General features: G+C 68.0%; 24 protein-coding genes. 15 read left to right on the top strand and 9 right to left on the bottom strand.

The window, feature by feature from the left end; all coding sequences use genetic code 11:
* The first annotated feature begins 188 nt into the window (after nucleotides 1-188).
* Both WU80_RS05565 and WU80_RS05560 read left to right on the top strand, forming a co-directional pair.
* Complete coding sequence (locus WU80_RS05565; RefSeq protein ID WP_369808496.1) at nucleotides 189-2,705, top strand: SpoIIE family protein phosphatase; 2,517 nt, start codon at nucleotides 189-191, stop codon at nucleotides 2,703-2,705.
* Nucleotides 2,705-3,019, top strand: a complete 315-nt coding sequence (locus WU80_RS05560; RefSeq protein ID WP_055400080.1) for an STAS domain-containing protein — start codon at nucleotides 2,705-2,707, stop codon at nucleotides 3,017-3,019. The genes WU80_RS05565 and WU80_RS05560 overlap by 1 nt, the downstream gene beginning before the upstream one ends.
* Nucleotides 3,020-3,037: 18 nt before the next feature.
* Here WU80_RS05560 and WU80_RS05555 read toward each other — a convergent pair whose 3' ends face one another.
* Nucleotides 3,038-3,541, bottom strand: a complete 504-nt coding sequence (locus WU80_RS05555) for a DUF2505 domain-containing protein (protein WP_055400028.1) — start codon at nucleotides 3,539-3,541, stop codon at nucleotides 3,038-3,040.
* Between the two features lie 105 nt (nucleotides 3,542-3,646).
* Between WU80_RS05555 and WU80_RS05550 the strand changes: the two genes are divergently transcribed.
* The gene (locus tag WU80_RS05550; protein ID WP_055400078.1) at nucleotides 3,647-3,859 is read left to right on the top strand and encodes a DUF3072 domain-containing protein; all 213 of its coding nucleotides are present in this window, start codon (nucleotides 3,647-3,649) and stop codon (nucleotides 3,857-3,859) included.
* On the opposite strand, the gene WU80_RS05545 is transcribed toward WU80_RS05550, so the two are convergent.
* Complete coding sequence (locus tag WU80_RS05545; RefSeq protein WP_055400026.1) at nucleotides 3,860-4,858, bottom strand: YihY/virulence factor BrkB family protein; 999 nt, start codon at nucleotides 4,856-4,858, stop codon at nucleotides 3,860-3,862.
* Between the two features lie 125 nt (nucleotides 4,859-4,983).
* Between WU80_RS05545 and WU80_RS05540 the strand changes: the two genes are divergently transcribed.
* The 3 genes from WU80_RS05540 (at nucleotide 4,984) to WU80_RS05530 (ending at nucleotide 7,386) form a co-directional block, all read left to right on the top strand.
* The gene (locus WU80_RS05540) at nucleotides 4,984-5,415 is read left to right on the top strand and encodes a nitroreductase family deazaflavin-dependent oxidoreductase (RefSeq protein ID WP_055400024.1); all 432 of its coding nucleotides are present in this window, start codon (nucleotides 4,984-4,986) and stop codon (nucleotides 5,413-5,415) included.
* 409 nt (nucleotides 5,416-5,824) lie between these two features.
* Nucleotides 5,825-6,751, top strand: coding sequence for an SAM-dependent methyltransferase (locus WU80_RS05535; RefSeq protein ID WP_055400022.1), 927 nt, complete (start codon nucleotides 5,825-5,827; stop codon nucleotides 6,749-6,751).
* The gene (locus WU80_RS05530; RefSeq protein ID WP_055400020.1) at nucleotides 6,748-7,386 is read left to right on the top strand and encodes a class I SAM-dependent methyltransferase; all 639 of its coding nucleotides are present in this window, start codon (nucleotides 6,748-6,750) and stop codon (nucleotides 7,384-7,386) included. Before WU80_RS05535 ends, WU80_RS05530 begins: the two co-directional genes overlap by 4 nt.
* A 103-nt stretch (nucleotides 7,387-7,489) precedes the next feature.
* On the opposite strand, the gene WU80_RS26305 is transcribed toward WU80_RS05530, so the two are convergent.
* Nucleotides 7,490-8,017, bottom strand: coding sequence for a chitin-binding protein (locus WU80_RS26305; RefSeq protein ID WP_369808495.1), 528 nt, complete (start codon nucleotides 8,015-8,017; stop codon nucleotides 7,490-7,492).
* Nucleotides 8,018-8,289: 272 nt separating this feature from the next.
* Here WU80_RS26305 and WU80_RS05525 point away from each other — a divergent pair, with 272 nt between their 5' ends.
* The 3 genes from WU80_RS05525 (at nucleotide 8,290) to WU80_RS05515 (ending at nucleotide 11,487) form a co-directional block, all read left to right on the top strand.
* A complete protein-coding gene (locus tag WU80_RS05525) occupies nucleotides 8,290-9,003 on the top strand; it encodes a VIT family protein (RefSeq protein ID WP_055400018.1) in 714 nt (237 codons plus the stop codon).
* Nucleotides 9,004-9,097: 94 nt separating this feature from the next.
* Nucleotides 9,098-9,943 (top strand): thioesterase family protein, encoded by an 846-nt coding sequence (locus WU80_RS05520; protein ID WP_055400016.1) that lies wholly within the window; start codon nucleotides 9,098-9,100, stop codon nucleotides 9,941-9,943.
* The gene (locus WU80_RS05515) at nucleotides 9,940-11,487 is read left to right on the top strand and encodes an AMP-binding protein (protein ID WP_055400014.1); all 1,548 of its coding nucleotides are present in this window, start codon (nucleotides 9,940-9,942) and stop codon (nucleotides 11,485-11,487) included. Before WU80_RS05520 ends, WU80_RS05515 begins: the two co-directional genes overlap by 4 nt.
* Nucleotides 11,488-11,495: 8 nt before the next feature.
* Here WU80_RS05515 and WU80_RS05510 read toward each other — a convergent pair whose 3' ends face one another.
* The gene (locus WU80_RS05510; protein WP_055400012.1) at nucleotides 11,496-12,116 is read right to left on the bottom strand and encodes a TIGR03085 family metal-binding protein; all 621 of its coding nucleotides are present in this window, start codon (nucleotides 12,114-12,116) and stop codon (nucleotides 11,496-11,498) included.
* A 93-nt stretch (nucleotides 12,117-12,209) separates the two neighbouring features.
* Between WU80_RS05510 and htpG the strand changes: the two genes are divergently transcribed.
* Together htpG and WU80_RS05500 are read left to right on the top strand one after the other, a co-directional pair.
* Nucleotides 12,210-14,135: a molecular chaperone HtpG gene (gene htpG, locus WU80_RS05505; protein WP_055400010.1), complete on the top strand. Its 1,926-nt coding sequence runs from the start codon at nucleotides 12,210-12,212 to the stop codon at nucleotides 14,133-14,135.
* A 71-nt stretch (nucleotides 14,136-14,206) separates the two neighbouring features.
* Entirely contained in the window at nucleotides 14,207-14,422 is a 216-nt protein-coding gene (locus WU80_RS05500) for a hypothetical protein (protein WP_055400008.1), read from the top strand.
* Nucleotides 14,423-14,434: 12 nt separating this feature from the next.
* Here the strand turns inward: WU80_RS05500 and WU80_RS05495 are convergent, their stop codons facing one another.
* On the bottom strand, nucleotides 14,435-14,944 hold the full coding sequence (locus WU80_RS05495; RefSeq protein ID WP_055400006.1) for a hypothetical protein: 510 nt from the start codon (nucleotides 14,942-14,944) through the stop codon (nucleotides 14,435-14,437).
* 200 nt (nucleotides 14,945-15,144) lie between these two features.
* Between WU80_RS05495 and WU80_RS05490 the strand changes: the two genes are divergently transcribed.
* Nucleotides 15,145-16,170 (top strand): TIGR03617 family F420-dependent LLM class oxidoreductase, encoded by a 1,026-nt coding sequence (locus tag WU80_RS05490; RefSeq protein WP_055400004.1) that lies wholly within the window; start codon nucleotides 15,145-15,147, stop codon nucleotides 16,168-16,170.
* Here the strand turns inward: WU80_RS05490 and WU80_RS05485 are convergent.
* Nucleotides 16,160-17,794 (bottom strand): Nramp family divalent metal transporter, encoded by a 1,635-nt coding sequence (locus WU80_RS05485; protein WP_055400002.1) that lies wholly within the window; start codon nucleotides 17,792-17,794, stop codon nucleotides 16,160-16,162. The two genes, WU80_RS05490 and WU80_RS05485, sit on opposite strands and share 11 nt — an antisense overlap.
* Nucleotides 17,791-19,119 carry a magnesium transporter MgtE N-terminal domain-containing protein gene (locus WU80_RS05480; RefSeq protein WP_055400000.1) on the bottom strand — a complete coding sequence of 443 codons (1,329 nt, stop codon included), beginning with the start codon at nucleotides 19,117-19,119 and terminating at the stop codon, nucleotides 17,791-17,793. The genes WU80_RS05485 and WU80_RS05480 overlap by 4 nt, the downstream gene beginning before the upstream one ends.
* A gap of 285 nt (nucleotides 19,120-19,404) precedes the next feature.
* Here WU80_RS05480 and WU80_RS05475 point away from each other — a divergent pair, with 285 nt between their 5' ends.
* Nucleotides 19,405-19,779: a VOC family protein gene (locus WU80_RS05475; RefSeq protein WP_055399998.1), complete on the top strand. Its 375-nt coding sequence runs from the start codon at nucleotides 19,405-19,407 to the stop codon at nucleotides 19,777-19,779.
* Here the strand turns inward: WU80_RS05475 and WU80_RS05470 are convergent.
* Nucleotides 19,771-20,658, bottom strand: coding sequence for a DMT family transporter (locus WU80_RS05470; RefSeq protein ID WP_055399995.1), 888 nt, complete (start codon nucleotides 20,656-20,658; stop codon nucleotides 19,771-19,773). The two genes, WU80_RS05475 and WU80_RS05470, sit on opposite strands and share 9 nt — an antisense overlap.
* Nucleotides 20,659-20,738: 80 nt before the next feature.
* Here WU80_RS05470 and WU80_RS05465 point away from each other — a divergent pair, with 80 nt between their 5' ends.
* A complete protein-coding gene (locus WU80_RS05465; protein ID WP_055400076.1) occupies nucleotides 20,739-21,326 on the top strand; it encodes a TIGR03086 family metal-binding protein in 588 nt (195 codons plus the stop codon).
* Between the two features lie 63 nt (nucleotides 21,327-21,389).
* Here the strand turns inward: WU80_RS05465 and WU80_RS05460 are convergent, their stop codons facing one another.
* Nucleotides 21,390-21,782 (bottom strand): hypothetical protein, encoded by a 393-nt coding sequence (locus WU80_RS05460; protein ID WP_055399993.1) that lies wholly within the window; start codon nucleotides 21,780-21,782, stop codon nucleotides 21,390-21,392.
* 125 nt (nucleotides 21,783-21,907) lie between these two features.
* On the opposite strand from WU80_RS05460, the gene WU80_RS05455 reads away from it, so the two are divergent.
* A complete protein-coding gene (locus tag WU80_RS05455) occupies nucleotides 21,908-23,083 on the top strand; it encodes a thiolase family protein (protein WP_055400073.1) in 1,176 nt (391 codons plus the stop codon).
* The last annotated feature ends 29 nt before the right edge of the window (nucleotides 23,084-23,112 follow it).

The following is a 23,112-nucleotide window of genomic DNA, read 5'->3' as shown; positions in this document are numbered from 1 at the left end:
ATGGAAGGTTACTCACATCGACCATCGTCGGTGGGGCAATTCAATGCATGGTCAAGATCGAGTAAAGCCGCCGCCGCTGCTCGAACACCCCGCGCCCGTATGCGTAGCGAATATCAACAGTTAGGTTTGTATCCATGGGCAATGAAGGGGGAGGTGGATCGGCGTTCACCTGGCAGGGCCGGCGCGACATGGTGAGCCAGATCCATGAGCAGCTCGATGAGCTGGTGGAAGCCCGCGACCAGATGGAACAACTGGTGCGGGTCATCAGCGAGATCGGCTCTGACCTCGACCTGGACGTGACGCTGCACCGAATCGTCAAAGGGGCGATGGAGCTGACCGGCTGCCGTTTCGCCGCCCTGGGCATCCGCGCACCGGACGGTCTCCTGACCTCGTTCGTTTGCGCGGGCATCGACGACCTCACGGCGCGCCAGCTCGGCGACCTGCCCATTGGGGACGGCCTGCGCCTGGCGGATGTGAGCGCGCATCCGCAGGCCGGCGCGCTGCAGGCCCACGATCCGCCGGTGCGGGCGCTCCTGGGAATACCCATCACGGTGCGCGGCGCCGACTTCGGCAGCCTCTACCTGGCCGACGACCGCGCCGGACGCGTCTTCTCGGATTCCCAGGCCGCCGCCGTGCGGGCCTTGGCGACCGCCGCGGCGGCGGCCGTCGACAACGCGCGGCTGTTCGAGCGAGAACGCGAATCGGCGAAATGGACGAAGGCCAGCCGCGAGATCACCACCGCGCTGCTGTCCGGCGACCCTCAGACCGGTCCGCTACAGCTCATCGTGAACCGGGCGCTGGAGTTGGCCGACGCCGAACAGGCGATCTTGCTGGTTCCCAAGGAGCCCGACGTGCCCGCCGACGAGGTCGACACCCTGGTCGTGGCCGCCACGGCGGGCCGGTACTCCTCAGAGGTCATCGGGCGCCAGGTGCCGATGGACGGCTCCACCACGGGCGGTGTGGCGCGGCGTGGCCTGCCATTGATCACTGACTCCTTCCAATACCCGATCGAAGGTTTCACCGACGTGGGTGAGCGCTCGGCGATCGTCATGCCGCTGATCGCCGACGGCGCGGTGCTCGGCGTGATCGCCGTCGCCCGCGACCAGCAGTCGCCCTTCGGCAACGATTACCTCGAGCTCGTCAGCGACTTCGCCCGGCACGCGGCGATCGCCCTGGCGCTGGCGGCGGGCCGCGAGCACGCGCTCAACCAGGAACTCGCCCAGGCGGACACCGTGGAGAACGCGATCAACGCAGCGGCCGAGGAACTGCGCCGACTGTGGCGGGCCCGCCGCGTCCTGGCCGTCACCTTCCCGACCAACAGCTCCGCCTCCGGACCCGCCTTTGGCGCACCGCACGTCGTCTCCGTCGGCGAGCCCACCCAGTGGGACGACCTGCCGCCGCACACCCAACAGATGCTCAGCTCGTTGCGCGAGGGTGACCTGCTGACCCCTAGCGCCGGCGAGTCCGGCACGGCGGGCATCGCGCTGCAACACCCCGAGGGGGTGCTCGTCGTCTGGATCGATCTGGCCGAGCGGCGGCCGTTCACCCTCGAGGACCAGACGTTGCTCACGGTGCTGGCCGGCCGCCTGGGCCAGGGCCTGCAGCGGGTTCATCAGGTCGACCAGCAGCGCGAAACGGCGCTGGCGCTACAGCATGCCATTCTGGGGCCGGCTGATCTGCCGCACGGGTTCGCGGTGCGCTATCAGGCGGCCAGCCGGCCGCTCCAGGTCGGCGGTGACTGGTACGACATCGTCGACCTCGAGGACGGGCGCATCGCAATGGTCGTCGGTGACTGCGTGGGGCACGGCCTCGCCGCCGCCACCGTGATGGGTCAGGTGCGCAGCGCTTGCCGCGCACTCCTGTTCGAAAACCCAAGTCCCGGAGCCGCTCTCGCCGGGTTGGACCGCTTCGCCGCGCGGCTGCCCGGCGCCCAGTGCACCACCGCCGTGTGCGCGGTGCTCAACCCCGAAACCGGTGAACTCGTGTATTCGAGCGCCGGGCATCCGCCGCCGATCCTGGTCCACGCGGACGGCACCACCCAGATGCTTGACGAGGGCCACACCATCGCGTTGGGGGTACGAGCCGACTGGACCCGCCCCGAAGCGAGGGTCACCATGCCGGCCCGCGCGACCCTGCTGCTTTACACCGACGGGTTGGTCGAGCGTCGCCGCACCGCGCTGGGGCAGGGCATCTCCCGCGCCGCCGCGCTCGTGCAGGAGGGACGCGCGGCCACCCTCGACGAGTTGGCGAACCAGATCATGTCCGGCCTGGCCCCCAGCGAGGGCTATCAGGACGACGTCGTCCTGTTGCTCTATCGCCATCCCGCACCGCTGGAGCTGACCTTTCCCGCCGACGTCAGCCACCTCGCTCCGGCGAGAACCGCGTTGCGCAGTTGGTTGACGCGGACCCGGTTGGACCCGGAACAGGCGATGAACGTGCTGGTGGCAGCGGGGGAGGCCGTCGCCAACGCGATCGAGCACGGCCATCGCGACAAGCCCGAGGGCACGGTCAGCCTGGGTGCGACCGCGCTCGGCGACCGGGTGCAGCTGACCATCACCGACACCGGCTCGTGGAAGCCCCCGCAACCCGCTAGTTACCCGCACCGCGGGCGGGGTATAGCCCTCATGCGAGGGCTCATGCATGACGTCACCATCAGCCCCGACGCCGCCGGAACCACGGTTCACCTATCCGCGAGGATCACATGATGCCCACGTCGCTCACGCTCGACACCGCGCGCCGCACCGACGGGGAACTGATGCTGGTCGCCGCGGGGGAGATCGACCTGAGCAACGTCGACGCGTTCAATCAAGCCCTCACAACCGCGAGCACCGAGGCCGCCAGCGGCGGGCCGCTCACGGTTGACCTCAGCGAAGTCGAGTACCTCGACAGCGCGGCCATCAACTTGCTGTTCACCCACGCGAACCACATCAACCTCATCGCGCACCCGATGCTGATGCCCATCCTGACCATCAGCGGCCTGACCGAACTGGTCGCCGTCGAGCCCGCCGCGGCGGGCTGATCACAAACCCGTTGGCCCTCAGGCGTTTTCGGCGATCCAGGTGCTGGTGAAGCGCTGCAAGGCCGGGATGCTCTGAGCCAAGTCGGATTCCATCGACTTCTCGAGTTTGCGGCCCAACAACGGGATCTTCACCGCCACCTCCACGGCGAAGCGCAATTTCGCGCCGTCACCCGCGGGCGCCATCCACGCCTCGGCGCGGCCCGACCCGATCCCGCCGGAAGTCACGACGTTGATCTGCCCGCGAACCTCGCCGTCACCGACCGATCGCCACGTCTCGCTGGAAACGATCTTCAGATCGCCGGGGACGGCTTTGGCCAACAGCGCCGGCAGCACCTGACGGGCCACATGCTGGGTGGCGCGGACGGACACCGTGCCGTCGGTGTCCACGCTCAGCGCGTCCAGCGTGATCGGCGCGTTGCTCACTTTGAGCCGGGCTGCCCAATAATCTTCGCGCCCGAACGTCGCGTGAATCTGCTCCACGCTGGCGGGCGACTCGATGTGGATATCGAAGCGACGCGACATGGCACCGATTCTTACAAAGGGGAGCCCGCCCGCGGCGCCCGCCCGTCGCATCCGATGTTTCGAACGTACGTGCGATGGTTATCCCTCGTCGCGGAGGTGAATGGGATGACTGATGACATGCGGCAGGCGCCGAGCGAAAACCCCGAGAAGGACACGTCGCAGTGGGTCACCGGCGACGAGCCGATGACCGGGCCGCAGCGCAGCTACGTGCACACGCTGGCCCAGGAGGCCGGGCGCGATGTTCCCGACGATCTGACGAAGGCGCAGGCGTCGGAGCTCATCGACGAATTGCAGCAACAGACCGGGCGCGGCAACTGATCAGGGGGCGGGCCGGCCGCCGATCGTGGGTCGGTCCGCCTTGCGGCCCAGGTCGCCGAATCTGACGCTGACGCGCTGAAAACCCTTGACCCGCTCGGCCTTTGCCTTCTTGGTGTAGGTCTTGCGATCGGCCGGTGTGAGTTCCACGTCATCGGTGAACGGCGTGAGCAACGCCCGCGGGTAAAGCCGTTCCACCAGAACGACATTGATCTCGGCGCACAGCACCAGCGTGGACGACACCAGGAAAAGGAAGGCCAAAAGCCCCAGCACCAAGGCGAAGACGCTGTTGGTTGCGCTCGCCGATTTCACCGTGTGCCGAATGTAGCCGGCACCGCCCCACTGCAAGATCTGCCAGATCACGGCCGCCGCAAGCGCTCCAGGCAACACCTGGCGGTAGGTGAGGTTGCGCGCGGTGGTCACGCGAAACGCCACCAGGCAGATCGACGCATTGATCGCGATGGCCACCAGCGCGACGCCGATCTTGCCGAACACCCCCAGCGTGCTGGTGGCCTGGCCGGCCGCGGACAGGACGGTGGCGGCGACGGCCGCCGAGCCGAGGACCAGCAACAGCATCAGGCTGCGCAGCCGCGAACGGAAGGGGTCGGGACGCTTGTTCCTCGGGACGGCCCATACCGAGTCCATCGCGTTCTGTACGGCCTGACCGACGCCCAGGCCGCCGTAGAGCGCGCCCGCAATGCCGACGACCACGGCGACGGTCCCTCCGCTGAGCCCTGCGGGTTGATGCAGCTGGTCGCCGATGACCGGGAATTGGCTCAGCGTGCTGTGCAATACCTGGTCCTGCAGGTCGGGGCGGCCGGCGAGCAGCACCCCAAGGCCGGTGGTCAGCAGCAGCAGCATCGGGAACAGCGAGACGAAGGCGTAGTAGGTGATCAAGGCGGACAGGTAGCCGCCCTGGTCGTCCATGTATTTGTAGAAGACCGCGATCACGACGCCCGCGGCGCGGTTTCGTCGCTGCAGCCTGTCCAGCCAGCCGACCATCTCGTGCTCACTTCGTTGCTACGAAAAGCGGATACCCCCCGATGGGATTGCCAGGTGATACCCGCATTCGGCGACGATCAATCGCGGGTCGCTCGCGGGCGGGGTTCCCATGCCAGGATGGGGTGATGGCCGACGATGTGATGCAGTCCGAACGCGAATTCAACGAGCGCAACATCGAGGAGTTCCGCCGCAACGGCGGCAAGGTGGGCGGGCAGTTCGAGGGCTTCCCGTTGCTGTTGTTGACCTCGACCGGTGCGCGCTCCGGTGAGCAGCGGGTCAATCTCATCGGCTACTTCGATATCGACGGCAAGATTTATGTCATCGGTTCCGCCGCGGGCCGGGACAAGAATCCCGCGTGGGTGCACAACATCCGCGCCAACCCGCGGGTGAGCGTGGAGATCGGTTCGCAACCCCCACGGCCCGCCACCGCGCGCGAATTACCGCGCGACGAAAGGGATTCCGTCTACCGGACCGTCGTCGAACGCGCGCCGGGGTTCGGCGAGTACGAGCAGCGCACCGACCGGGTCATCCCGGTCTTCGAACTGGTTACCGAATAGCCGCACCCCCAGGGGAGGCGACCCACATGACAACCGCCGCGAGAAAGCATCTGGTCCGGTGTTGGGCATCTGGCGCCTTCGCGTTCACTTTGGCGATGCTGCCGGCAATCACGATTTCCGCGCCGGCGATTGGCCGCGCCGACCCCATCTGCCCGCCCGGGTTCGTGTGGAGCGGGTTTTTGAATCAATGCGTGGTATGGGTCCCCTCCGCGAACGGGCCGGCGGCGCCCGTGGGGCCCCGCGGGCCCGGCAGCCCGGGGCTACCTACCGATCCCTGTCCCCGTTCGGGCGCAACGACCCAATCCCGCGGTCACCGTGTCGAGCTGCCGCAAAATTTCGGGGAACTCGGGACCCCTCGCGGTCGTTATGGTTGCTAAGTAACGCTGCGACTCGAGGGGAATACAGGCGCATGCCACGCACAGACAACGACACCTGGGATCTGGCCACCAGTGTGGGCGCGACCGCCACGATGGTGGCCGCGGCCCGAGCGATTGCGACCACGGCCGACAACCCGCTGATCGACGATCGGTTCGCCGAACCACTGGTTCGCGCGGTCGGCGTGGACTTCTTCACCCGGTGGGTCGACGGCGACCTTGATGCCGCCGACGTCGACGACCACGAATCCGGCTGGAAGCTCGAGCACATGCCGGTGGCGATGGCCGCCCGCACCCGGTTCTTCGATGCCTTCTTCCAGGACGCCGCGCGGGCCGGGATTCGCCAGGCCGTAATTTTGGCCTCCGGCCTCGACGCCCGCGCCTACCGATTGGCGTGGCCCGCCGACATGACGGTCTTCGAGATCGACCAGCCCGAGGTGATCGAGTTCAAGACCTCCACCCTGGCGAAGCTGGGCGCCGCCCCGCGGGCCGACCTTCGTACGGTTGCCATCGATCTGCGAAGTGACTGGACGAAGGCGTTGGTGGACGCCGGTTTTGACACGACGCGCCCGACCGCCTGGATCGCGGAGGGCCTCTTCGGGTACCTACCGCCCGACGCTCAGGACCGCTTGCTGGACAACATCTCCGCGCTCAGCGCCGAGGGCAGCAGGCTCGCCGTCGAGGCGATCCCGAACCGCCCGCAGCAAGACGTGGACAAGGCCCGGGAAATGATGCGCCGGGCCACCGCCAAGTGGCGCGACCACGGCTTCGAACTCGATTGGGAGGAGCTGGGTTTCGAGGGTGAGCGCAACGACGTCGCCGACTACTTGAACAACCTCGGCTGGCAGACGGTCGGCACCCAGATGAGCGAGTTGCTGGCCGGCAGCGGGCTTGCGGCGATTCCGCAGACCAATGACTCGGTCTCGGTCGCCGACACCGTCTACTACAGCTCGAGCAAATGACGGCACCGAGCCGTCGGGGACTCAACGACGCCGTCACGCGGCTGTGGAGCTTTCTGGCCCCGGCGTACGACCTACCGGTCCTGCAGCGCTGGGTTTACCGTCCGCCGCACGACGAGGTGATCGCGCAGCTGCGCGCCCACCGCGCCCGCAAGATCGCCGATATCGCCTGCGGTACGGGAGTTCTCAGCGATCGGATCGCCCGCGAATTGCAGCCCGACGAGATTTATGGCATCGACATGTCCGAGGGCATGCTCGACCAGGCGCGTGCCAGAACCGATCGGGTGCAATGGATTCGCGGGCCGGCCGAGCAGCTGCCCTTCGATGACGGGGCGCTCGATGCGGTGGTGACCACCTCGGCGTTCCACTTCTTCGACCAGCCCGCGGCCCTGCGCGAATTCCACCGCGTGCTGGCGCCCGGCGGGATGGTGGCCGTTTCGGCCCTGAGCGCGCGCCAACAGCTGTTGCAGGCGCCGTCGGCCAGCAGATGGAAGCCGCAGCACAATGCGTCGCCGGCGGAGATGCGGGCCATGTTCGAAGCCGCCGGTTTCGTGATCAGCGATCAGCACCGCATCCCGCGGCCGGCCTGGACGCGAATCATTTCCGACCTCATCACCGTCGGCACCAAGACCGGCTAACGCGCTGTACGCCTGTGCCGCAACGGGTTACCCCGGCGATCCGCGGGAAAGCGACGGCGCCCGCCTCGCCTGGTGGCGAAGCGGGCGCCGCGCTTAATGCTCTTTACAGCGGAATCCAGACTCCAAAGAACCAGAATCCCCACTGATTGAATCCGGGATCCCACACCGGGGTCTCCTGGTAGCCCCAGTAGTTGATCGGGCCGTATCCCCAATGCCCACCGGGCGGGGGGAGCGGCCGGTCCCACGCGGGCCGCGGCGGCTCACCGGGTCCCCACGGGGCCGGTCCGTCGCCCCACGGCGCCCCGCGGAAGTAACCGCGCTGGGGATCTCCGTGCCAGGGACCGCCCGGCCCACCGGGACCGCCGGGATGGTCGGGCCCACCGGGACCGCCTGGGCCGCCCGGACCGCCGGGATGATCGGGTCCGCCTGGGCCACCGGGTCCGCCCGGGTGGCCGGGGCCGCCGGGCCCGCCTGGCCCGCCGGGCCCACCCGGCCCGCCGGGACCGCCAGGGCCACCCGGATCACCGGGCGCGTTCGGCGGATGGATACCGCCCGGGGTCGGCCCGCCATGATTGCCGGCCGGCCCGGGGGGCGGCGCCCCCGGAGCGGCGTTGGCCGCGGCCGCGCCCATGCCCAGCGCGGCAGCGCTAAGGGCACCGGCGACGGTTATTCCCCCAAGTATTTGCCTGAATCTCATAGTCCTTCACCTGTCTAGCGATTAGTGAATTCCTCGGAATCCCCCCTTACACAAACCGACCGTAGATAGCTTCCCTATGGATCGGCTGTGCGAGGCCCATGCGGAGCGTTGGCGCACGCCGCGGCGCGGAAAATGAGGGGCGCCTGCCGGTTTGGCAAGGCTATGTTTGCTAGTCGGGCCGGTTTTCGACGTATATCGTTGCCGCCGTGTCGACTCCGTCACATCCCGCCGAACCACACGTGGGTTCGGTGTCGTCCAAGCTGAATTGGCTGCGTGCCGGGGTCCTTGGCGCCAACGATGGAATCGTGTCCACGGCGGGCATCGTGGTGGGCGTCGCGGCGGCGACGGTGGAACGCGCTCCGGTGTTGACCGCCGGCACCGCCGGACTGGTCGCCGGGGCGGTGTCGATGGCGTTGGGCGAGTACGTGTCGGTCAGTACCCAGCGCGACACGGAGAAGGCGCTGCTGCACAAGGAGCGCAAAGAGCTGCGCGACGACCCGGCCGCCGAATTGGACGAGCTCGCCGCCCTGTATGAGGCGAAAGGCCTCACCGCCGCGACCGCCCGCACGGTCGCCGAGGAACTCACCGACCACAACCCGCTCCTCGCCCATGCCGAGGTCGAACTCGGTATCAATCCCGAGGAGCTGACCAACCCCTGGCAGGCGGCGTCGTCCTCGGCTCTGTCCTTCGCGATCGGCGCCTTATTGCCGTTGATCGCCATCCTGGCCCCACCCGCATCCTGGAGAATCCCGGTCACCGTCGCGGCGGTACTCCTGGCGCTGGTGATCACCGGGGCGGTGTCGGCAGGGTTGGGCGGCGCGCCCAAAGGGCCCGCGGTGCTTCGCAACGTCATCGGAGGCGGCCTCGCGTTGGCGATCACCTACGTGATCGGCCATTTGGTGGGCGCGGCGATCACCTGACGCCGTCCGGCCCCGCGGCACTGGAACTCGAACTGTAATATCAACTGTTGCCATCCTCACCTGAGGGTTCCAACGCCGGGCGGAGCGTCGCGCATTGACCGAAACGAATTTCGTGCCGGAAGACGTCGACTGGGCGCCGTCCACGCCGTACTTCTCCCGCGACGAAAGCCGTTTCGTGCCAAACCCGATCGGGCGCGGCGGGTGGGGCCCGTCGCTCAGCGGGCACGTGGTCGGCGGCCTGCTGGGCTGGGCGGTCGAAACCGCGGTCGACGACCCGCAACTGCAACCCGCCCGGCTGACCGTCGACCTACCCGCGCCTGCCGCCCTGGAACCCATCGAGGTAAGCACCACCGTGCATCACGACCGTCGACGGCTGCGGCTCGTCGAGGCCGTCCTCAGTCAGCGGGGCGTGCCAATCGCGCGGGGCAGTGCGCTGTTCCTGCGGCGGGGCCTCCAGCCCGAAGGGGACGTGTGGTCGCCCGCCCCGCACATGCCACCGCTGCCCATCGAGGACGGCGCCCAACCCACGCTCTTCATGCGCACCTACGGTTGGGGCACCGAACTGCAGAATCGCGACCCCGATTGGGCCGACACCTCAGGGCCGAAATACACGTGGCTGTATGAGTCGCGCGCGCTCATCGAGGGCGAACCGCTCAGCGCTTTCACCCGCGCGGCGATGGCGGCAGATATCACGGCGTCCCTTGCCAATTGGGGCACCAACGGCCTGCAATTCATCAACGCCGACTACACGCTGACGCTGAGCCGGCTGCCCGACGGGCCGCATATCGGCATGGCATCCCTGACGCACTACAGCCACGACGGGGTGGCCACTGGATCGGCCGTGCTGGTCGACCGCGAGGGCCCCATCGGCAGTGCGGTGTCGGTCGCGATAGCGCACTCCGGGTTCCGCCCGGCACACGTCAAGCCCACGAGCGAATGAGCGGCCCAGGTGTCACCTACTGGACGTTGATCGCCGACGCGGCGCGAACGGATTCGCCCCGGCCGCTGCTCGCCGACGACAAGGGGCGCAGCCTGACCGCGCGTCAGTTTCGCGACGCCGCCTGCGCGACGGCCGCCGCGCTCGCCGAACGCGGGATACGGGCGGGAACCGTGGTGTCCTGGCAGTTGCCGACCACGCTGGAGACCGCGGTCGTCATGGCGGCGCTGGCCCGGCTTGGCGCCGTGCAAAACCCGATCATTCCCATCTTGCGGGAACACGAGGTCGGCTTCATCACCGACCAGCTCTCCTCGGAATATCTGGTGGTGCCGGAACTTTGGCGCGGATTCGATCACGCCGAGCTGGCGCGGACGCTGGCCGCGACCCGCGGCTTCGAAGTCATCACCGTCGACTTGGCGACGCCGCCGGCCGACGGCGAGCTCCGGCTGCCCCGCGCCGGCGCCGACGATCTCCCGCCACCGCCCGATTCCGCCGGCGACGCGCGGTGGGTCTACTACTCGTCGGGAACGACCGCGGCGCCCAAAGGGATTCGCCATTCCGACGCATCGGTGATAGCCGGTGCAACCGGGCTGGTCGGTGCGGTCGGCATCAACGGCAACGACGTCGACCCCATCGCCTTTCCGATCGCGCACATCGGCGGGGCGGTGATGCTGGCGGCCGCGCTGCAGACCGGCATGCGGTTGGCGCTCTTCGAGGTGTTCGATCCGGTGACCACACCGTTTTCCATCGCGGAGCACAACCCGACCTTCCTCGGCACCGCGACCCCCTTTTTCGTCGGTTACCTCGAAGCCCAACGGGCGCACGGGGATCGGCCGCTCTTTCCCCACCTTCGGGGGTGCCTGGCGGGCGGCGCCCCCATCACCGCCGAGCTGGGCCGCCAAATCCGGGAGGCCTTCGGCCTGCCGGGCATCGCGAACGCGTGGGGGCTCACCGAGTTCCCCGTGGCGGCCTCACCGTCGCTCGACGCCACGCCCGAGTCGCTCGACCACACCGTCGGCGCGCCGACACCGGGCGTCAGCGTCCGGGTGGTCGGCGGCGACGAGGCGGAACTGCCTGTCGGGCAGGAGGGCGAGTTGCGGCTCAAGGGGCCGCAATGCTTTCTCGGGTACGCGAACGCCGCGCTCGACGCCGACGCGTTCGACCGGGATGGCTGGCTGCGCACGGGCGACCTCGGCCTGGTCGATGCGGACGGCAACGTGCGGGTGACCGGCCGCATCAAGGACGCGATCATTCGCAACGCCGAAAACGTCTCGGCCCTCGAAGTCGAGAACGTGCTCGCCACCCATCCCGCGGTCGCCGATGTGGCGGTCATCGGCGTTCCGGACCCGCGCACCGGTGAGCGCGTCTGCGCGGTCGTGGTGCCCGCATCGTCCGAAGAGGTGTCGTTGGAATCGCTGGTGCGGCACTGCCATTCAAACAAGCTGAGCCGCTACAAGCATCCCGAGCGCCTGGTCATCGTCGATGCGCTGCCGCGCAATCAGTTCGGCAAGGTCATCAAGAAAGACCTCCGCGAAGCCTTCGGGTGAGGCCGCTTCTACAGCCCCTTGGGCGCATCGCGGACGGCCTGCACCGCCGAGGGATCGCCGTCGAAGTCGACCTTGGCGGCGCGTCCCACCGAAAACAGCAACAGCTCCTGGGGCGCACCGGTCACCGTGACCGCCGGGCCGCGTCCCGCGGTCAACAGCGTCTTGCCCTCCGGGGTGCGCAACGCGACCCGGCCCGGCACCTTGGCCAGGGTGAGCCGGGCCATCAACGGCAGGGTGCGGCGCAGCCGGGCGCTCAGGTCGGGGTCGAGCGTGCGCGGCTGCCAGCCGGGCTGCGCGCGACGCACATCCTCGTGGTGGATGAACATCTCGGCGACATTGGCCACCGGGTCGAGCAACTTGAACGGCGAGTAGACCGGCGGTCCCGATGCGACCTTGTCGACCAGCTCGTCCCACTCGGCCCGTTCGGCCACCTGGTTCTGCACCTTCTCGGTGTGCGGGGCGAAGAACGGGATCAGGATGCCCGGTGCGGCGTCGGGCCGGTACTCCCGGATGACGAGGTGGGCGGCGAGGTCCCGCGTCTTCCACCCCTCACACAAGGTAGGCGCATCCGGCCCGGCGGCGCGCATGGTTTCGACGAGGGCGGCACGTTCGCGTTGCGCGACAGACATGTGTTCAGGGTAGGACCAGCCCCCGGGCACGGACCATCCGCGTCTTGCGTAAATTTGCATCGTCGTCTCCTGGAGGAAAGTGCAGGCAATCTCATGAACGCGCGTGTCGAGCAGCTGGAGTTTCAGGCCGAGGCCCGGCAACTGCTGGACCTGATGGTCCACTCCGTCTACTCCAACAAGGATTCGTTTCTGCGGGAGCTGATCTCGAACGCTTCCGACGCACTGGACAAGCTGCGGCTGGAAGCCTTCCGCAACAAAGAACTCGACGTGGACACCTCCGACCTGCACATCGAGATCGAGGTCGACAAGAACGCGCGGACGCTCACCATCCGCGACAACGGCATCGGCATGACCCGCGCCGAGGTGGTGGCGCTGATCGGCACCCTGGCCAAGTCCGGGACCGCCGAGCTGCGTCAGCAGCTGAAGGACGCCAAGAACGCCGCGGCCTCGGAGGAACTGATCGGCCAGTTCGGCATCGGCTTCTACTCGAGCTTCATGGTCGCCGACAAGGTCGAGCTGCTCACCCGCAAGGCCGGCGAGAGCGAAGCCACCCGGTGGGAATCCAGCGGCGAGGGCACCTACACCATCGAAGATGTCGACAGCGCTCCCCAGGGGACGTCGGTCACCCTGCACCTCAAGCCCGAAGACGCCGAGGACGAGCTGCACGACTACACGTCCGAATGGAAGATCCGCGGCCTGGTCAAGAAGTACTCCGACTTCATCGCGTGGCCCATCCGGATGGAGGTCGAACGACGGACCCCGGCTGGGGAGGAGGGCGGCGAAGAGACCGTCACGCTCGAAACCGAGACCCTCAACTCCATGAAGGCGCTCTGGGCCCGCCCCAAGGAAGAGGTCTCCGAGGAGGAGTACAAGGAGTTCTACAAGCACATCGCGCACGCCTGGGACGACCCGCTCGAAATCATTGCGATGAAGGCCGAGGGCACCTTCGAATACCAGGCCTTGCTGTTCATCCCGTCCCACGCCCCGTTCGACCTGTTCAACCGCGACGCCCAGACCGGGATCCAGCTCTACGTCAAGCGGGTGTTCATCATGGGCGACTGCGACCAGCTCATGCCCGAGTACCTGCGCTTCGTCAAGGGTGTCGTTGACGCACAGGACATGTCGCTGAACGTGTCGCGCGAAATCCTGCAGCAGGATCGGCAGATCAAGGCCATCCGCCGCCGCCTGACCAAGAAGGTCCTCTCCACCATCAAGGAGCTGCAGTCCGAACGGCCCGACGACTACCGCAGCTTCTGGACCCAGTTCGGCAGAGTCGTCAAGGAGGGCCTGCTGTCGGACTTCGACAACCGCGAAACCCTGCTGCAGATCTCCTCATTCGCCTCGACGCACAGCGAGGAGGAGGCCACCACCCTCGCCGAATACGTCGAGCGCATGAAGGAGGGCCAGGAGCAGATCTTCTTCGCCACGGGGGAGACGCGGCAACAAATCCTGAAGTCCCCGCACCTCGAGGCCTTCAAGGCCAAGGGCTACGAGGTGCTGCTGCTCACCGATCCGGTCGACGAGGTCTGGGTGGGAACCGTGACCGAGTTCGACGGCAAACCGCTGCAGTCGGTCGCCAAGGGCGAGGTGGACCTCAGCTCCGAGGGCGAGGAGAGCGAGGCGGAGCGGGAGGAACAGCAGAAGGACTTCGCCGACCTGCTGGCCTGGATGAAGGAGACGCTGAGCGACCACGTCAAGGAAGTGCGGCTCTCCAGCCGCCTGACCGACTCGCCGGCCTGCCTGATCACCGACGCCTTCGGCATCACCCCCGCGCTCGCGCGGCTCTACCGGGCGTCCGGCCAGGACATCCCGGTCGGCAAGCGGATCCTCGAACTCAACCCGAACCATCCGCTGGTCACCGGCCTGCGCCAAGCGCACCACGACCGCAGCGACGACCCGTCAATCGCCGAGACCGCCGAATTGCTATACGGCACAGCTCTTCTCGCCGAAGGCGGAGCGCTCGACGATCCGGCGAGGTTCGCCGAGCTGCTGGCCGACCGATTGACCCGCACGGTGTAGGCCGCCGGCATTCTCGACAATCGCCGGAACGACGGCGATTGAAAGCGGGTTTGCTGGGATAATCACCTCCCATGGCTGAGTTTCGCGTCATCGACCCACGTGGGCGGGTCGTCGCGACGAAGAATTTTGCCGGCGCGGAGTCCGCCTACGCCTGGTTCGTCGAGTCCGTCGGCGGCAACACCGAGCTGGGCTGGCGCATGGAGGTCAACGATGACGGGCAGTGGGCCCACTTCGACGACACCCAGGGTTTCACCGCGCCCGTGAGCCATCGCCCCCGTCGGCGCTGATCACGTTGCGCGTCAGCCACCGGGTCCGATCACGAAGCAGCGGGCGCCGCTGCCGCTGGTGAGCAACACCTCTTGAACCGAGGACTCCGCGATCGCGGGGAAGCCGAAGCGATGCACCTGCTGGTCGGCCCCGATGTCGGCGTCCTGCGACTCGTTGGTGCCGTCCTTCTTGCGCACTAACGCCGTCACCTTGTCCGGGTTGGGCGGGTTCTTCGGGTCACGGAAGTACCACACCTCGATACCGTTGCCCGACGAGTCGCCGCGCCAGCCGTCGGAGTAGTAGCACGCGGGATTCCCCTCGGCGTCGGGCGGCGGTGGCCGGCATATCGACAGTCCGACGCAGTCCGGCGCGCTGGTGCTACTGGGTGTGCTGGACGAGGCGATCGGGCTGGGAGCAGCCGACGCCTTCGTCGCGCTCGAACTGGACGCGGCCGGCGGCGCGGCGTGCTGCGACCCGCACGCCGTGAGACCGGTACCCACCATGGCGACGGCGGCGACGGTTCGTGTGATGGGAGCGAACATCAGTGGCACACTTCGCACGGAGCGGCCTGGGCCGGGGGAGTGCCGGCAATTCCGACGGCGATTGCTGCAGTGACCAGTAATCCACGAAGCATGTTCGCGAGCCTTCCGTTAGCGCAAGCGGCGGTGGTTGCTGCCGACTAAAGAGCTAACACCGTGACGCGGCCGCCCAGCAAGGGGCAAGCCACACGTAGGCTCCGAGGATGCACGTCGACGCGATGACGGTCCCGCAACCGCTGCACCGGATCGGCGAGCTGGCCCGGCGAACGCAATCGGCCGGCTTCTCCGGTTTGTTGTTCACCGAGACGGGGCGCACGGCCTATCTCAACGCCGCCGTCGCGTCGCAGGCCGCTCCCGGCCTCGAGCTGTCCACGGGCGTGGCGGTGGCCTTCCCGCGAAGTCCCTTCATCACGGCGGCCACGGCCTGGGAGCTTCAGGAAGCGACCGGCGGCAACTTCCGGCTGGGGCTCGGCACCCAGGTGCGCACCCATGTCGTCCGGCGTTACGGTGTGGCGTTCGAGCGGCCCGGCCCGCGGCTGCGCGACTACCTCTTCGCGGTCAAGGCGTGCTTCGCCGCCTTTCGATCCGGGACGCTCGACCACCACGGCGACTTCTACGACCTCGACTTCATCACCCCGCAATGGAGCCCGGGTCCCATTGACGCCCCCGATCCGAAAGTCGATATCGCAGCGGTCAATCCGTGGATGCTGCGGATGGCGGGCGAGGTGGCCGACGGGGTGCACGTGCATCCCATCGGGGAGCCGGGCTACATCGCCCGGCACGTGTTGCCCAACATCGCCGACGGGGCGGCGAAGGCCGGGCGCTCACCGTCGGACCTTGCGGTGATCGTGCCCGTGATGACCATCGTCGGTGACACCGACGAGGAGCGCGACAAGCAACGAGAAGGGGTGCGCGCCAGCATGGCCTTCTACGGCAGCACCCCCAACTACGCGTTCATCTGGGACCAGGCCGGGTTCGAGGGCACCACGGCCCGGATCCGCGAGAAGCAGAAGGCCGGTGACTTCGCCGGCATGGCGGCCCAGGTCAGCGACGACCACGTCGCCGCCTTCGCGACCGAGTCGACGTGGGATGGGTTGGCCGACGCGCTCACCGAGAAGTACGCCGGAAAGGCCACGCGCCTGGTGCTTTACAACGCCGTCGGCGATCCGGAACGGTTCGAGCGGTACGGCGAGGTGGCCCGCCGCATTCAACACGCCGTCAGTGACTGAGCTGAATCGCCTTGACCACCAACAGCAGTGCGCCGACGATCAGGTAGGCGCGCAACGCGATCATCCCGAGCCGGGTGCCCGGTGACCAGGTGACCGGTTCGAGCAGCGTCAAGGGCGGCATTCGCCACGTATTGCGGTCTACCCCGCGCGCCGGAAGCCGCGCCGCGGGCGCTGCAGGCTGACGGCGCGACATCCAGCGCAGCACCGGTACCGCCGCCGCCGCGAGTATGGCCAGTGCCAGGGCCAGGTAGCCGGCCACCGCCACGACGTTGAGGTCGCGGAACAGCGTGGTGGTCATCAGGATTCCTGACAACAGCAGCAGCGTGCCGACGATCAACCCGGCAACCCAGTTGAGCCACGGCCGATTGACCCACGGCCCCAACACCTCTCGGTCGTTGCACAGCAGCAGTAGAAATACGCTGGCGCTGGGCAGCAATAGGCCGGCAAGGGCCTGCACGGCGGTGGTGATCAGCCCGAGCGGGGCGCCGGGGATCAGGACGATGGCCGCGGCCACCACCACCATCGCGGTGTAGGAAAAATAGAACTGTTTGGCGTCGGCGAACCCACGGTGCAGCGAGTGCTTCAGGCCGAACACGTCGCCGAATGCGTAGCTGGTGGCCAGGGTCACCGCGGCGGCGCCGATGATGGAGGCGTCCATCAGCACGATGGCGAAAATCCAGCCGAGCGTCGCCCGGTGTTCGCCCAGCAGGTGCGCGGTCGCCCCGGCGTCGGTGAAACCGCCGACGCTGCTGGTGGAGCGTGCCGCCCATTCGCCGGTCATCACGAGCGCCGCGGCGCCGATGACCACGACGAAGGCGCCCAGCACGGTGTCGGCGCGCTCGTATCCGATGAACCGCGGGGTAATGCGTTTGTCGACGACGTTGGACTGCTGGAAGAACAACTGCCAGGGCGCCACGGTGGTCCCCACGATGGCGATGATGAGCAGCACCGCATCCGAGCTGACGCCTCCCGAAATGGTGGGCACCACGAAGGATTTCGCCGCCTGTGCCCACTGCGGGTGGGACATCAGCAGCATTGGGATCTGCAGCAACGTGACGGCGATAAAGACGAACATCGCGCGCTCCCAGCGGCGGAAGCTTCCGCTCGCCATGATCGCGACGAGGGCCACCGCCGAGACCGGCACCACAACGTACTTGGAGATGCCGATGAATTCCGCGGCCAGGGTGATCCCGATGAATTCGGTGACGATCGTCAGGAAGTTGAGCAGGAACAGGTCGCCGACCGAGAACCAGCCCCAGCCACGGCCGAAGCGTTCGTTGATGAGCCGCGCGTGCCCGACCCCGGTGACCGCCCCGAGCCGCACCACCATCTCCTGGTTGACGATCAGCACGGGGATCAACAACAAGAGCACCCACAGCAGGGAGTAGCCGTAGTTCTGTCCCGCTTGGGCATACGTGGCGACGCCGCCGGCGTCGTTGTCGCCGACCATCACGATGATTCCGGGACCGACGATCGCCAGCAGCGTCAGCAACCGCGTTTTCCAGGTGCGGGCGTGCTCGGTTTCGCCGACGCTGATCCGACCGAACGCGCCCTCGATGTCACCGAGATGCGCCGTGTCGAGCACCGCGCTGCGCCGGTTGGTGTCCTCGCGACCTGTGCTCACAGCGGGTTGCCTCCCGGCACGCGGGTGCCTTGGTCACCGGGGACCTCGCGAACGGGACGCGGCGCCGGTTCGCGCCGTCGCCAATCCTCGGGAATGGTCGCCTCGAGCACATCGTCGACGGTGACCACCCCCAGCACGCGGTCCTGGTCGTCGACGACCGGGATGGAATAGAGGTTGAAGTCGGCCATCAACAGTGCGATGTCCGTGAGATCGGCGTCCGCCGTGACCCGCACCGGGTCCGAATCCATCAGTCGCTCAAGGACTTCCCCGGCCGGTGCCTGCAGCAGGGCGATCACCGAGACGACGCCGTCGAGCCGTCTCTCCTCGTCGATCACATGCACCTTGATCAGCGCCTCCGGCTGTATGGTGCGGGCGTTCGCGATCAGGTTCAGCGCTTCCGCCGCGGTGATCGAGGCGGCGCAGGAAACAAAGTCGACGTTCATCAGCCCGCCGGCGCTTTCGGGATTGAAGCCCATCAGGGTGATGACCTTGGTGCGCTGCGGGCCCGGCATCAGATCCAGCACGCGCCGGCGGCGCGACTGGCGCAGGTCGGCGATGGCGTCGGCAGCGTCGTCGGCCCGCATCCGGCCCAGCAGGGCGGCGACCTCGTTGTCAGGCATGCCGTCGAGCAGCCGGCTGGCCTTCTCCGGCTCCAACTCCTCGAAGACGTCGGCTTCCAGCTCGGGGTCGCTGCGCACGCGGTCGAGGATCTCGCCGCCCTCGGCCTTGTCCGCCTCTTCGAGAAGGTCGGCGATTTCGGCGGCTTTGAACTCGCCGAATCGGTCCGACAGGCGCCGGACGGCGTCGGATCGAGCGTCACCGATCAGCGGCTCGAACGCCTTCCAGTCGCGAGCCGCGTGTCCACCGGACTGCTTGATCAGCCCGAACAGCCGGGGTGGCCGTCGGGTGTCAACCCGCGTAAGTATCCATCCGGCGCCGGTGTCCTCGAGCTCAACGTCGTAGGCGCGGATCAGCTCGACGTTGGCCACGTCGATCAGCCGATGTCCCAACACGTCGGTGCGCAACAGCACCTCACCGTCCCGGCGCTCGAAGCCGCGAAGGTCAACCTTGTTCTTGGTCAACAGGACTCGGTCGGCGGCGTACTCATCGATGGATTTGTCGCCGATGAACACCCGCCGGCCGCCGACCCCCGCGACGATCCCGGTCACGAGCGGGTACTCGTCCGCGCCCCGCAGCCGCACGATCACGTCCTCGACGCGGCCCACGGTCTCCCCGGCGCGGGCCAGCACCGGCGCGCGCAGTAGTTGCGAAAGGTGGATCACTGGTCGGCCGCCGCCTTCGGCCACCGTCTCCGATGCGCTCATTCGTTCCTCCTCGACACCCCGCGACCGACTCTCCGATCAGCCTGCACGAAGCCACGTCGCGACGTCGTGTGCAGGTACGGCTTACCGCCAGGATCGGTGGTGGTGCAAGTGTGGTCGGTTCACCGGGTTCGGCCGCAAGATCGTACGCCGGGGCCGCAGCGAGCAACTACCGCCGACGGGTGAACGGCGGGCGGCTATTGCGGTGCCATTGGTTGCCGATCTTCCCGGCGATCCGATTGGCGATGCTGGCGCCACCGATGTCGGGCCAGGCGATATGTTCGCGACGTGACCGCAGTCGACTTCTCCTCCGTAGCCCCGATCGTCCCGGTCCGGAATCTCGACGTCGCACTGGCCCGCTATCGACGACTCGGCTTCGCCGCACGTGCATACGACGGACCAGATCGTTACGGCTTCGTCGACCGCGGATCCGTATCCATTCACCTCACCGAGTGGGATGAGCACGACCCATTGCGAACCGCCGCAAGCGTGTACCTCTATGTCAGTGATGCCGACGGCCTCTATGCGGAGTGGGCGGCGCTGGAAGACCTTGAGGGCCGCCTGGTCCCCCCGCAGGACACTCCCTATGGGCTCCGCGAATTCGCCTATGTCGATCCGGACGGCACGGCGCACCGCGTCGGCTCGCGCAGCCGATCAAGCTGATACCGCGGGTTTTTCGTCCGCCGGCGGGGTGGACGCGGCCTGGCTGCGGGTGAGCGCCACCGTCGCCGCCGCCATCACCACGACCGAGAGGACCAGTGCCACCATGCCGATGTCGTTGGTGCGCAGCGTCTCACCGAGCACGGTGACACCGAGCACCGATCCGACGACGGGCTCGGCGACGGTCGTCGCCGGCAGCGACGCGGTGAGCGGGCCCGCCCGAAACGCCGATTGTTCCCAGGCGGTGGCCGCGATCGCGACGACCGCCCACACGTACACCTCGGGTGTGCGCAGCAGGGCCGGGATGCCGCGGTCGAGCTGGTCGACCACACCCTTGGTCAACACGGAGAACAACCCCCACAGCGAGCCGGACATCAAACCCAGCAGCATCGCGCCGACCGCACCGGGGAACAGGCGCGCGCCGACCACGCACAGGATCAGCGCCGGGCCCATGACCAGCGCCACGATGGTCCAGGTATGCGGAGACCCTCGCGGAGTGCCCTCCTGCGGGTCGCCGACCGTCACCACCACCGCGACCGCCGCGGCCAGCAGGACGGCCCAGACCGCTTGTCGCGCAGTGATTCTCCGATGGTTGATCCGCGCGCTGATGAGCAGCGCGAACAGCAACGACGTCACCAGCAGCGCCTGAACGAGCACGACGGAACCCATCCCCAGCGCGGCGGCCTGGAACCCGAAACCGGCGCCGGCCACCAGGCTGCCCGTCCACCACTGCCGATCGCGCAGTAGCCGGCGAAACAGGGCGACGGTGCCAACAGGCTTGTCGGTGACCTCTTGGGCGGATCGCTGCTGGATGACGTCTCCGATACCCACCATCAGGGCGGATGCAACCGCCAAGACCGCCGCGATATCCGTTTTGCCCAAGCGGACCTCCTGTGTATCCGGCGTTGCGACCCTAGACTTCTGGACGGTACGCGACACGGCGTTTCGAGGGGATGCACGCCATGAACGACACGAACGCCCGGATCGGCGTGCTGGCCACCGAGGCGATCGATCTGCTCATCGAGGCCGTCGACCAGGTCTCACCGGAGCACTGGGACCAGCCGTCCAACCTCGAAGGTTGGAGCGTGCGCGAGCTGGTCGGGCATGTCACCGGCAGCGCCGCGAAAGTCGTGACCCTGGTTGAAGACGGCGAGCTCTGGGACCGGCCGTCGCAGCCTTCCGACTGGATGTGCGACAACCCGGCGGAGCGGCTGCGCGAGCTGGCAGGGCGGCTGGCCGCGGCGTTGCCGGCCGCCGAATTCGACGGACCGCGGAGATCCCCAGAAGGTGAAGTCCCGCTGCGCCGAGCGCTGACCTATCCGGTGTCGGACCTGGCCATGCACGCTTGGGACATTCATCGTTCCCAGGGCCGACTGATCGAGCTGCCCGGGGACCTGCTGGAACTGTGCCGCGGGCTGGTGGAGTCGGTCCCGGAGCACCTGTTGCGGCGACCAGCGGGCTTCGGGCCGGCCCAACCCGCGCCGGGCGATGCGACGCCGACCGCCCGACTCATGGCGTTCCTCGGCCGTTCGGTCGACGTCGAGGCGTGAGTTCGAGTGCCGCACAAGGGTTTTGCGGCTGAACCGCACTGACCCCCGTCACTAGTGTGACGCTCAGCTGTTGCGGCTGATCTTCAGCGCGGTGGTGATCATCGGTATTTGCAGCGGCAGCCGGGCGAAGGCAGCGATCCGCATGGGCCAGGGTTTGTTCCACCACAACCGGCACATGTTGACGTTCGCGGGAAACACCCCAATGAACAACGCAGCCGCCGCCAGCGCGGCCAATCGGCGGGTGCGTCGGGGGACCAGCGCCGCGCCGACGCCGATCTCGGCCACCCCGGAGGCGTAGGTGTAGAACCGGGCGCTGCCCGGTAGCTCGGCGGGGACGATCGTGTCGAACGGCTTGGGCGCCACGAAGTGCAGCGTGCCCACGCCGAGGAGCATCGCCGCGACCCGGTACGCGGCGGTCTGGGTGGTGTCGGGTTTTGCGAGGGGTGTGGTGCTCATCGCGCGAGCGTAACGCCGCAGTCGCGGGCCCGCCGATCGGGAGCCGCGGCGTTACGCTCGAGGCGATTAGTGTAAACTCGGCGCGACATATCTTTCACGCCCACGACAGTTCGAGGATGAAAAGCATGGCCACACCCGTCATTGTCGGAGCGGTTCGGACGGCGATCGGCCGCTCCTTCAAGGGCACGCTCGTCAACACGCCGCCCGAGACGCTGATCACCACCGTGCTTCCGGAGGTCGTTCGCAGGTCCGGCGTCGACCCGTCCGAGATCGACGACATCATCTTCGCCGAATCCCACTACGGCGGCGGCGATTTGGCGCGGTATGCGGCCACCGCGACCGGCATGGAGGACATTCCCGGGCAGTCGGTGAACCGGCACTGCGCGGGCAGCCTGACCGCCATCGGCAACGCCGCGGCCCAGATCGGCTCCGGGATGGAGCGCGTGCTCATCGCCGGCGGCGTGCAGTCGCTGTCGATGACGCCGCTGACCAACTGGCGCATCCCCGGCCCGGAGCTCAAGTTCGAGGAACGCTGGATGCCGCCGACTCACGTCGAGACGCCGGACGCGCCCGCCAAGGACATGTCGATCACCGTGGGCTGGAACACCGCCCAGGCGGTGGGCATCAGTCGCGAAGAAATGGACGCCTGGGCCGCCCGGTCACATCAGCGCGCCATCGCGGCCATGGACGCGGGCAAGTTCGTCGACGAGATCGTCCCGCTGAAGGTCACCCAGTTCGACGGTTCGGTCACCGAGTTCTCCGTCGACGAACACCCCCGCCGGGACACCACCGTGGAGAAGCTCGCCGCGCTCAAGGTGCTGCACCCGGAGATCGAGGGGTTCTCGATCACCGCCGGCAACAGCAGCGGCACCAACGACGCCGCGGCGGCGGTTGCCCTCGTCGACCGCGAGTACGCCGCCGCCGAGAACCTGAACGTGATGGGCACCGTCCGGGCGTGGGCCGCCGCGGGCGTCGCCCCGCGGGACACCGGCCTGGGCGCCGTCAAGGTCATCGGCAAGGTGCTGCAGCGCGCCGGCCTGTCGGTCGACGACGTGGCGCTGTGGGAGATCAACGAGGCGTTCGCGTCCGTGCCGATCGCGGCGTGCCGGGAGTACGGCATCGACGAGGAGAAGGTGAACTTCTCCGGTAGCGGTTGCAGCCTCGGGCACCCCATCGCGGCCTCGGGTGCGCGCATGGTGACCACGCTGGCCTACGAACTGGCCCGCAGGGGCGGCGGCATCGGCGTCGCGGCCATGTGCGCCGGTGGTGGCCAGGGCGGCGCCGTAGTGATCGAGGTTTAGCGGCGATCGCGAGGGCGGTGAAGCCGCGC

It is taken from the genome of Mycobacterium sp. UM_11, assembly GCF_001414075.1.
GTDB lineage: Bacteria > Actinomycetota > Actinomycetes > Mycobacteriales > Mycobacteriaceae > Mycobacterium.
The sequence above is the reverse complement of the archived record's forward strand: the minus strand, read 5'-3'. Positions and strand labels throughout refer to the sequence as shown.

Bases quoted from the DNA above. Each gene is read 5' to 3' on its own strand.
- WU80_RS05565 (WP_369808496.1), top strand. From the start codon at position 189: ATGGTGAGCCAGATCCATGAGCAGCTCGATGAGCTGGTGGAAGCCCGC.
- WU80_RS05560 (WP_055400080.1), top strand. From the start codon at position 2,705: ATGCCCACGTCGCTCACGCTCGACACCGCGCGCCGCACCGACGGGGAA.
- WU80_RS05555 (WP_055400028.1), bottom strand. From the start codon at position 3,541: ATGTCGCGTCGCTTCGATATCCACATCGAGTCGCCCGCCAGCGTGGAG.
- WU80_RS05550 (WP_055400078.1), top strand. From the start codon at position 3,647: ATGACTGATGACATGCGGCAGGCGCCGAGCGAAAACCCCGAGAAGGAC.
- WU80_RS05545 (WP_055400026.1), bottom strand. From the start codon at position 4,858: ATGGTCGGCTGGCTGGACAGGCTGCAGCGACGAAACCGCGCCGCGGGC.
- WU80_RS05540 (WP_055400024.1), top strand. From the start codon at position 4,984: ATGGCCGACGATGTGATGCAGTCCGAACGCGAATTCAACGAGCGCAAC.
- WU80_RS05535 (WP_055400022.1), top strand. From the start codon at position 5,825: ATGCCACGCACAGACAACGACACCTGGGATCTGGCCACCAGTGTGGGC.
- WU80_RS05530 (WP_055400020.1), top strand. From the start codon at position 6,748: ATGACGGCACCGAGCCGTCGGGGACTCAACGACGCCGTCACGCGGCTG.
- WU80_RS26305 (WP_369808495.1), bottom strand. From the start codon at position 8,017: ATGGGCGCGGCCGCGGCCAACGCCGCTCCGGGGGCGCCGCCCCCCGGG.
- WU80_RS05515 (WP_055400014.1), top strand. From the start codon at position 9,940: ATGAGCGGCCCAGGTGTCACCTACTGGACGTTGATCGCCGACGCGGCG.
- WU80_RS05510 (WP_055400012.1), bottom strand. From the start codon at position 12,116: ATGTCTGTCGCGCAACGCGAACGTGCCGCCCTCGTCGAAACCATGCGC.
- htpG (WP_055400010.1), top strand. From the start codon at position 12,210: ATGAACGCGCGTGTCGAGCAGCTGGAGTTTCAGGCCGAGGCCCGGCAA.
- WU80_RS05500 (WP_055400008.1), top strand. From the start codon at position 14,207: ATGGCTGAGTTTCGCGTCATCGACCCACGTGGGCGGGTCGTCGCGACG.
- WU80_RS05495 (WP_055400006.1), bottom strand. From the start codon at position 14,944: ATGTTCGCTCCCATCACACGAACCGTCGCCGCCGTCGCCATGGTGGGT.
- WU80_RS05490 (WP_055400004.1), top strand. From the start codon at position 15,145: ATGCACGTCGACGCGATGACGGTCCCGCAACCGCTGCACCGGATCGGC.
- WU80_RS05480 (WP_055400000.1), bottom strand. From the start codon at position 19,119: ATGAGCGCATCGGAGACGGTGGCCGAAGGCGGCGGCCGACCAGTGATC.
- WU80_RS05465 (WP_055400076.1), top strand. From the start codon at position 20,739: ATGAACGACACGAACGCCCGGATCGGCGTGCTGGCCACCGAGGCGATC.
- WU80_RS05460 (WP_055399993.1), bottom strand. From the start codon at position 21,782: ATGAGCACCACACCCCTCGCAAAACCCGACACCACCCAGACCGCCGCG.
- WU80_RS05455 (WP_055400073.1), top strand. From the start codon at position 21,908: ATGGCCACACCCGTCATTGTCGGAGCGGTTCGGACGGCGATCGGCCGC.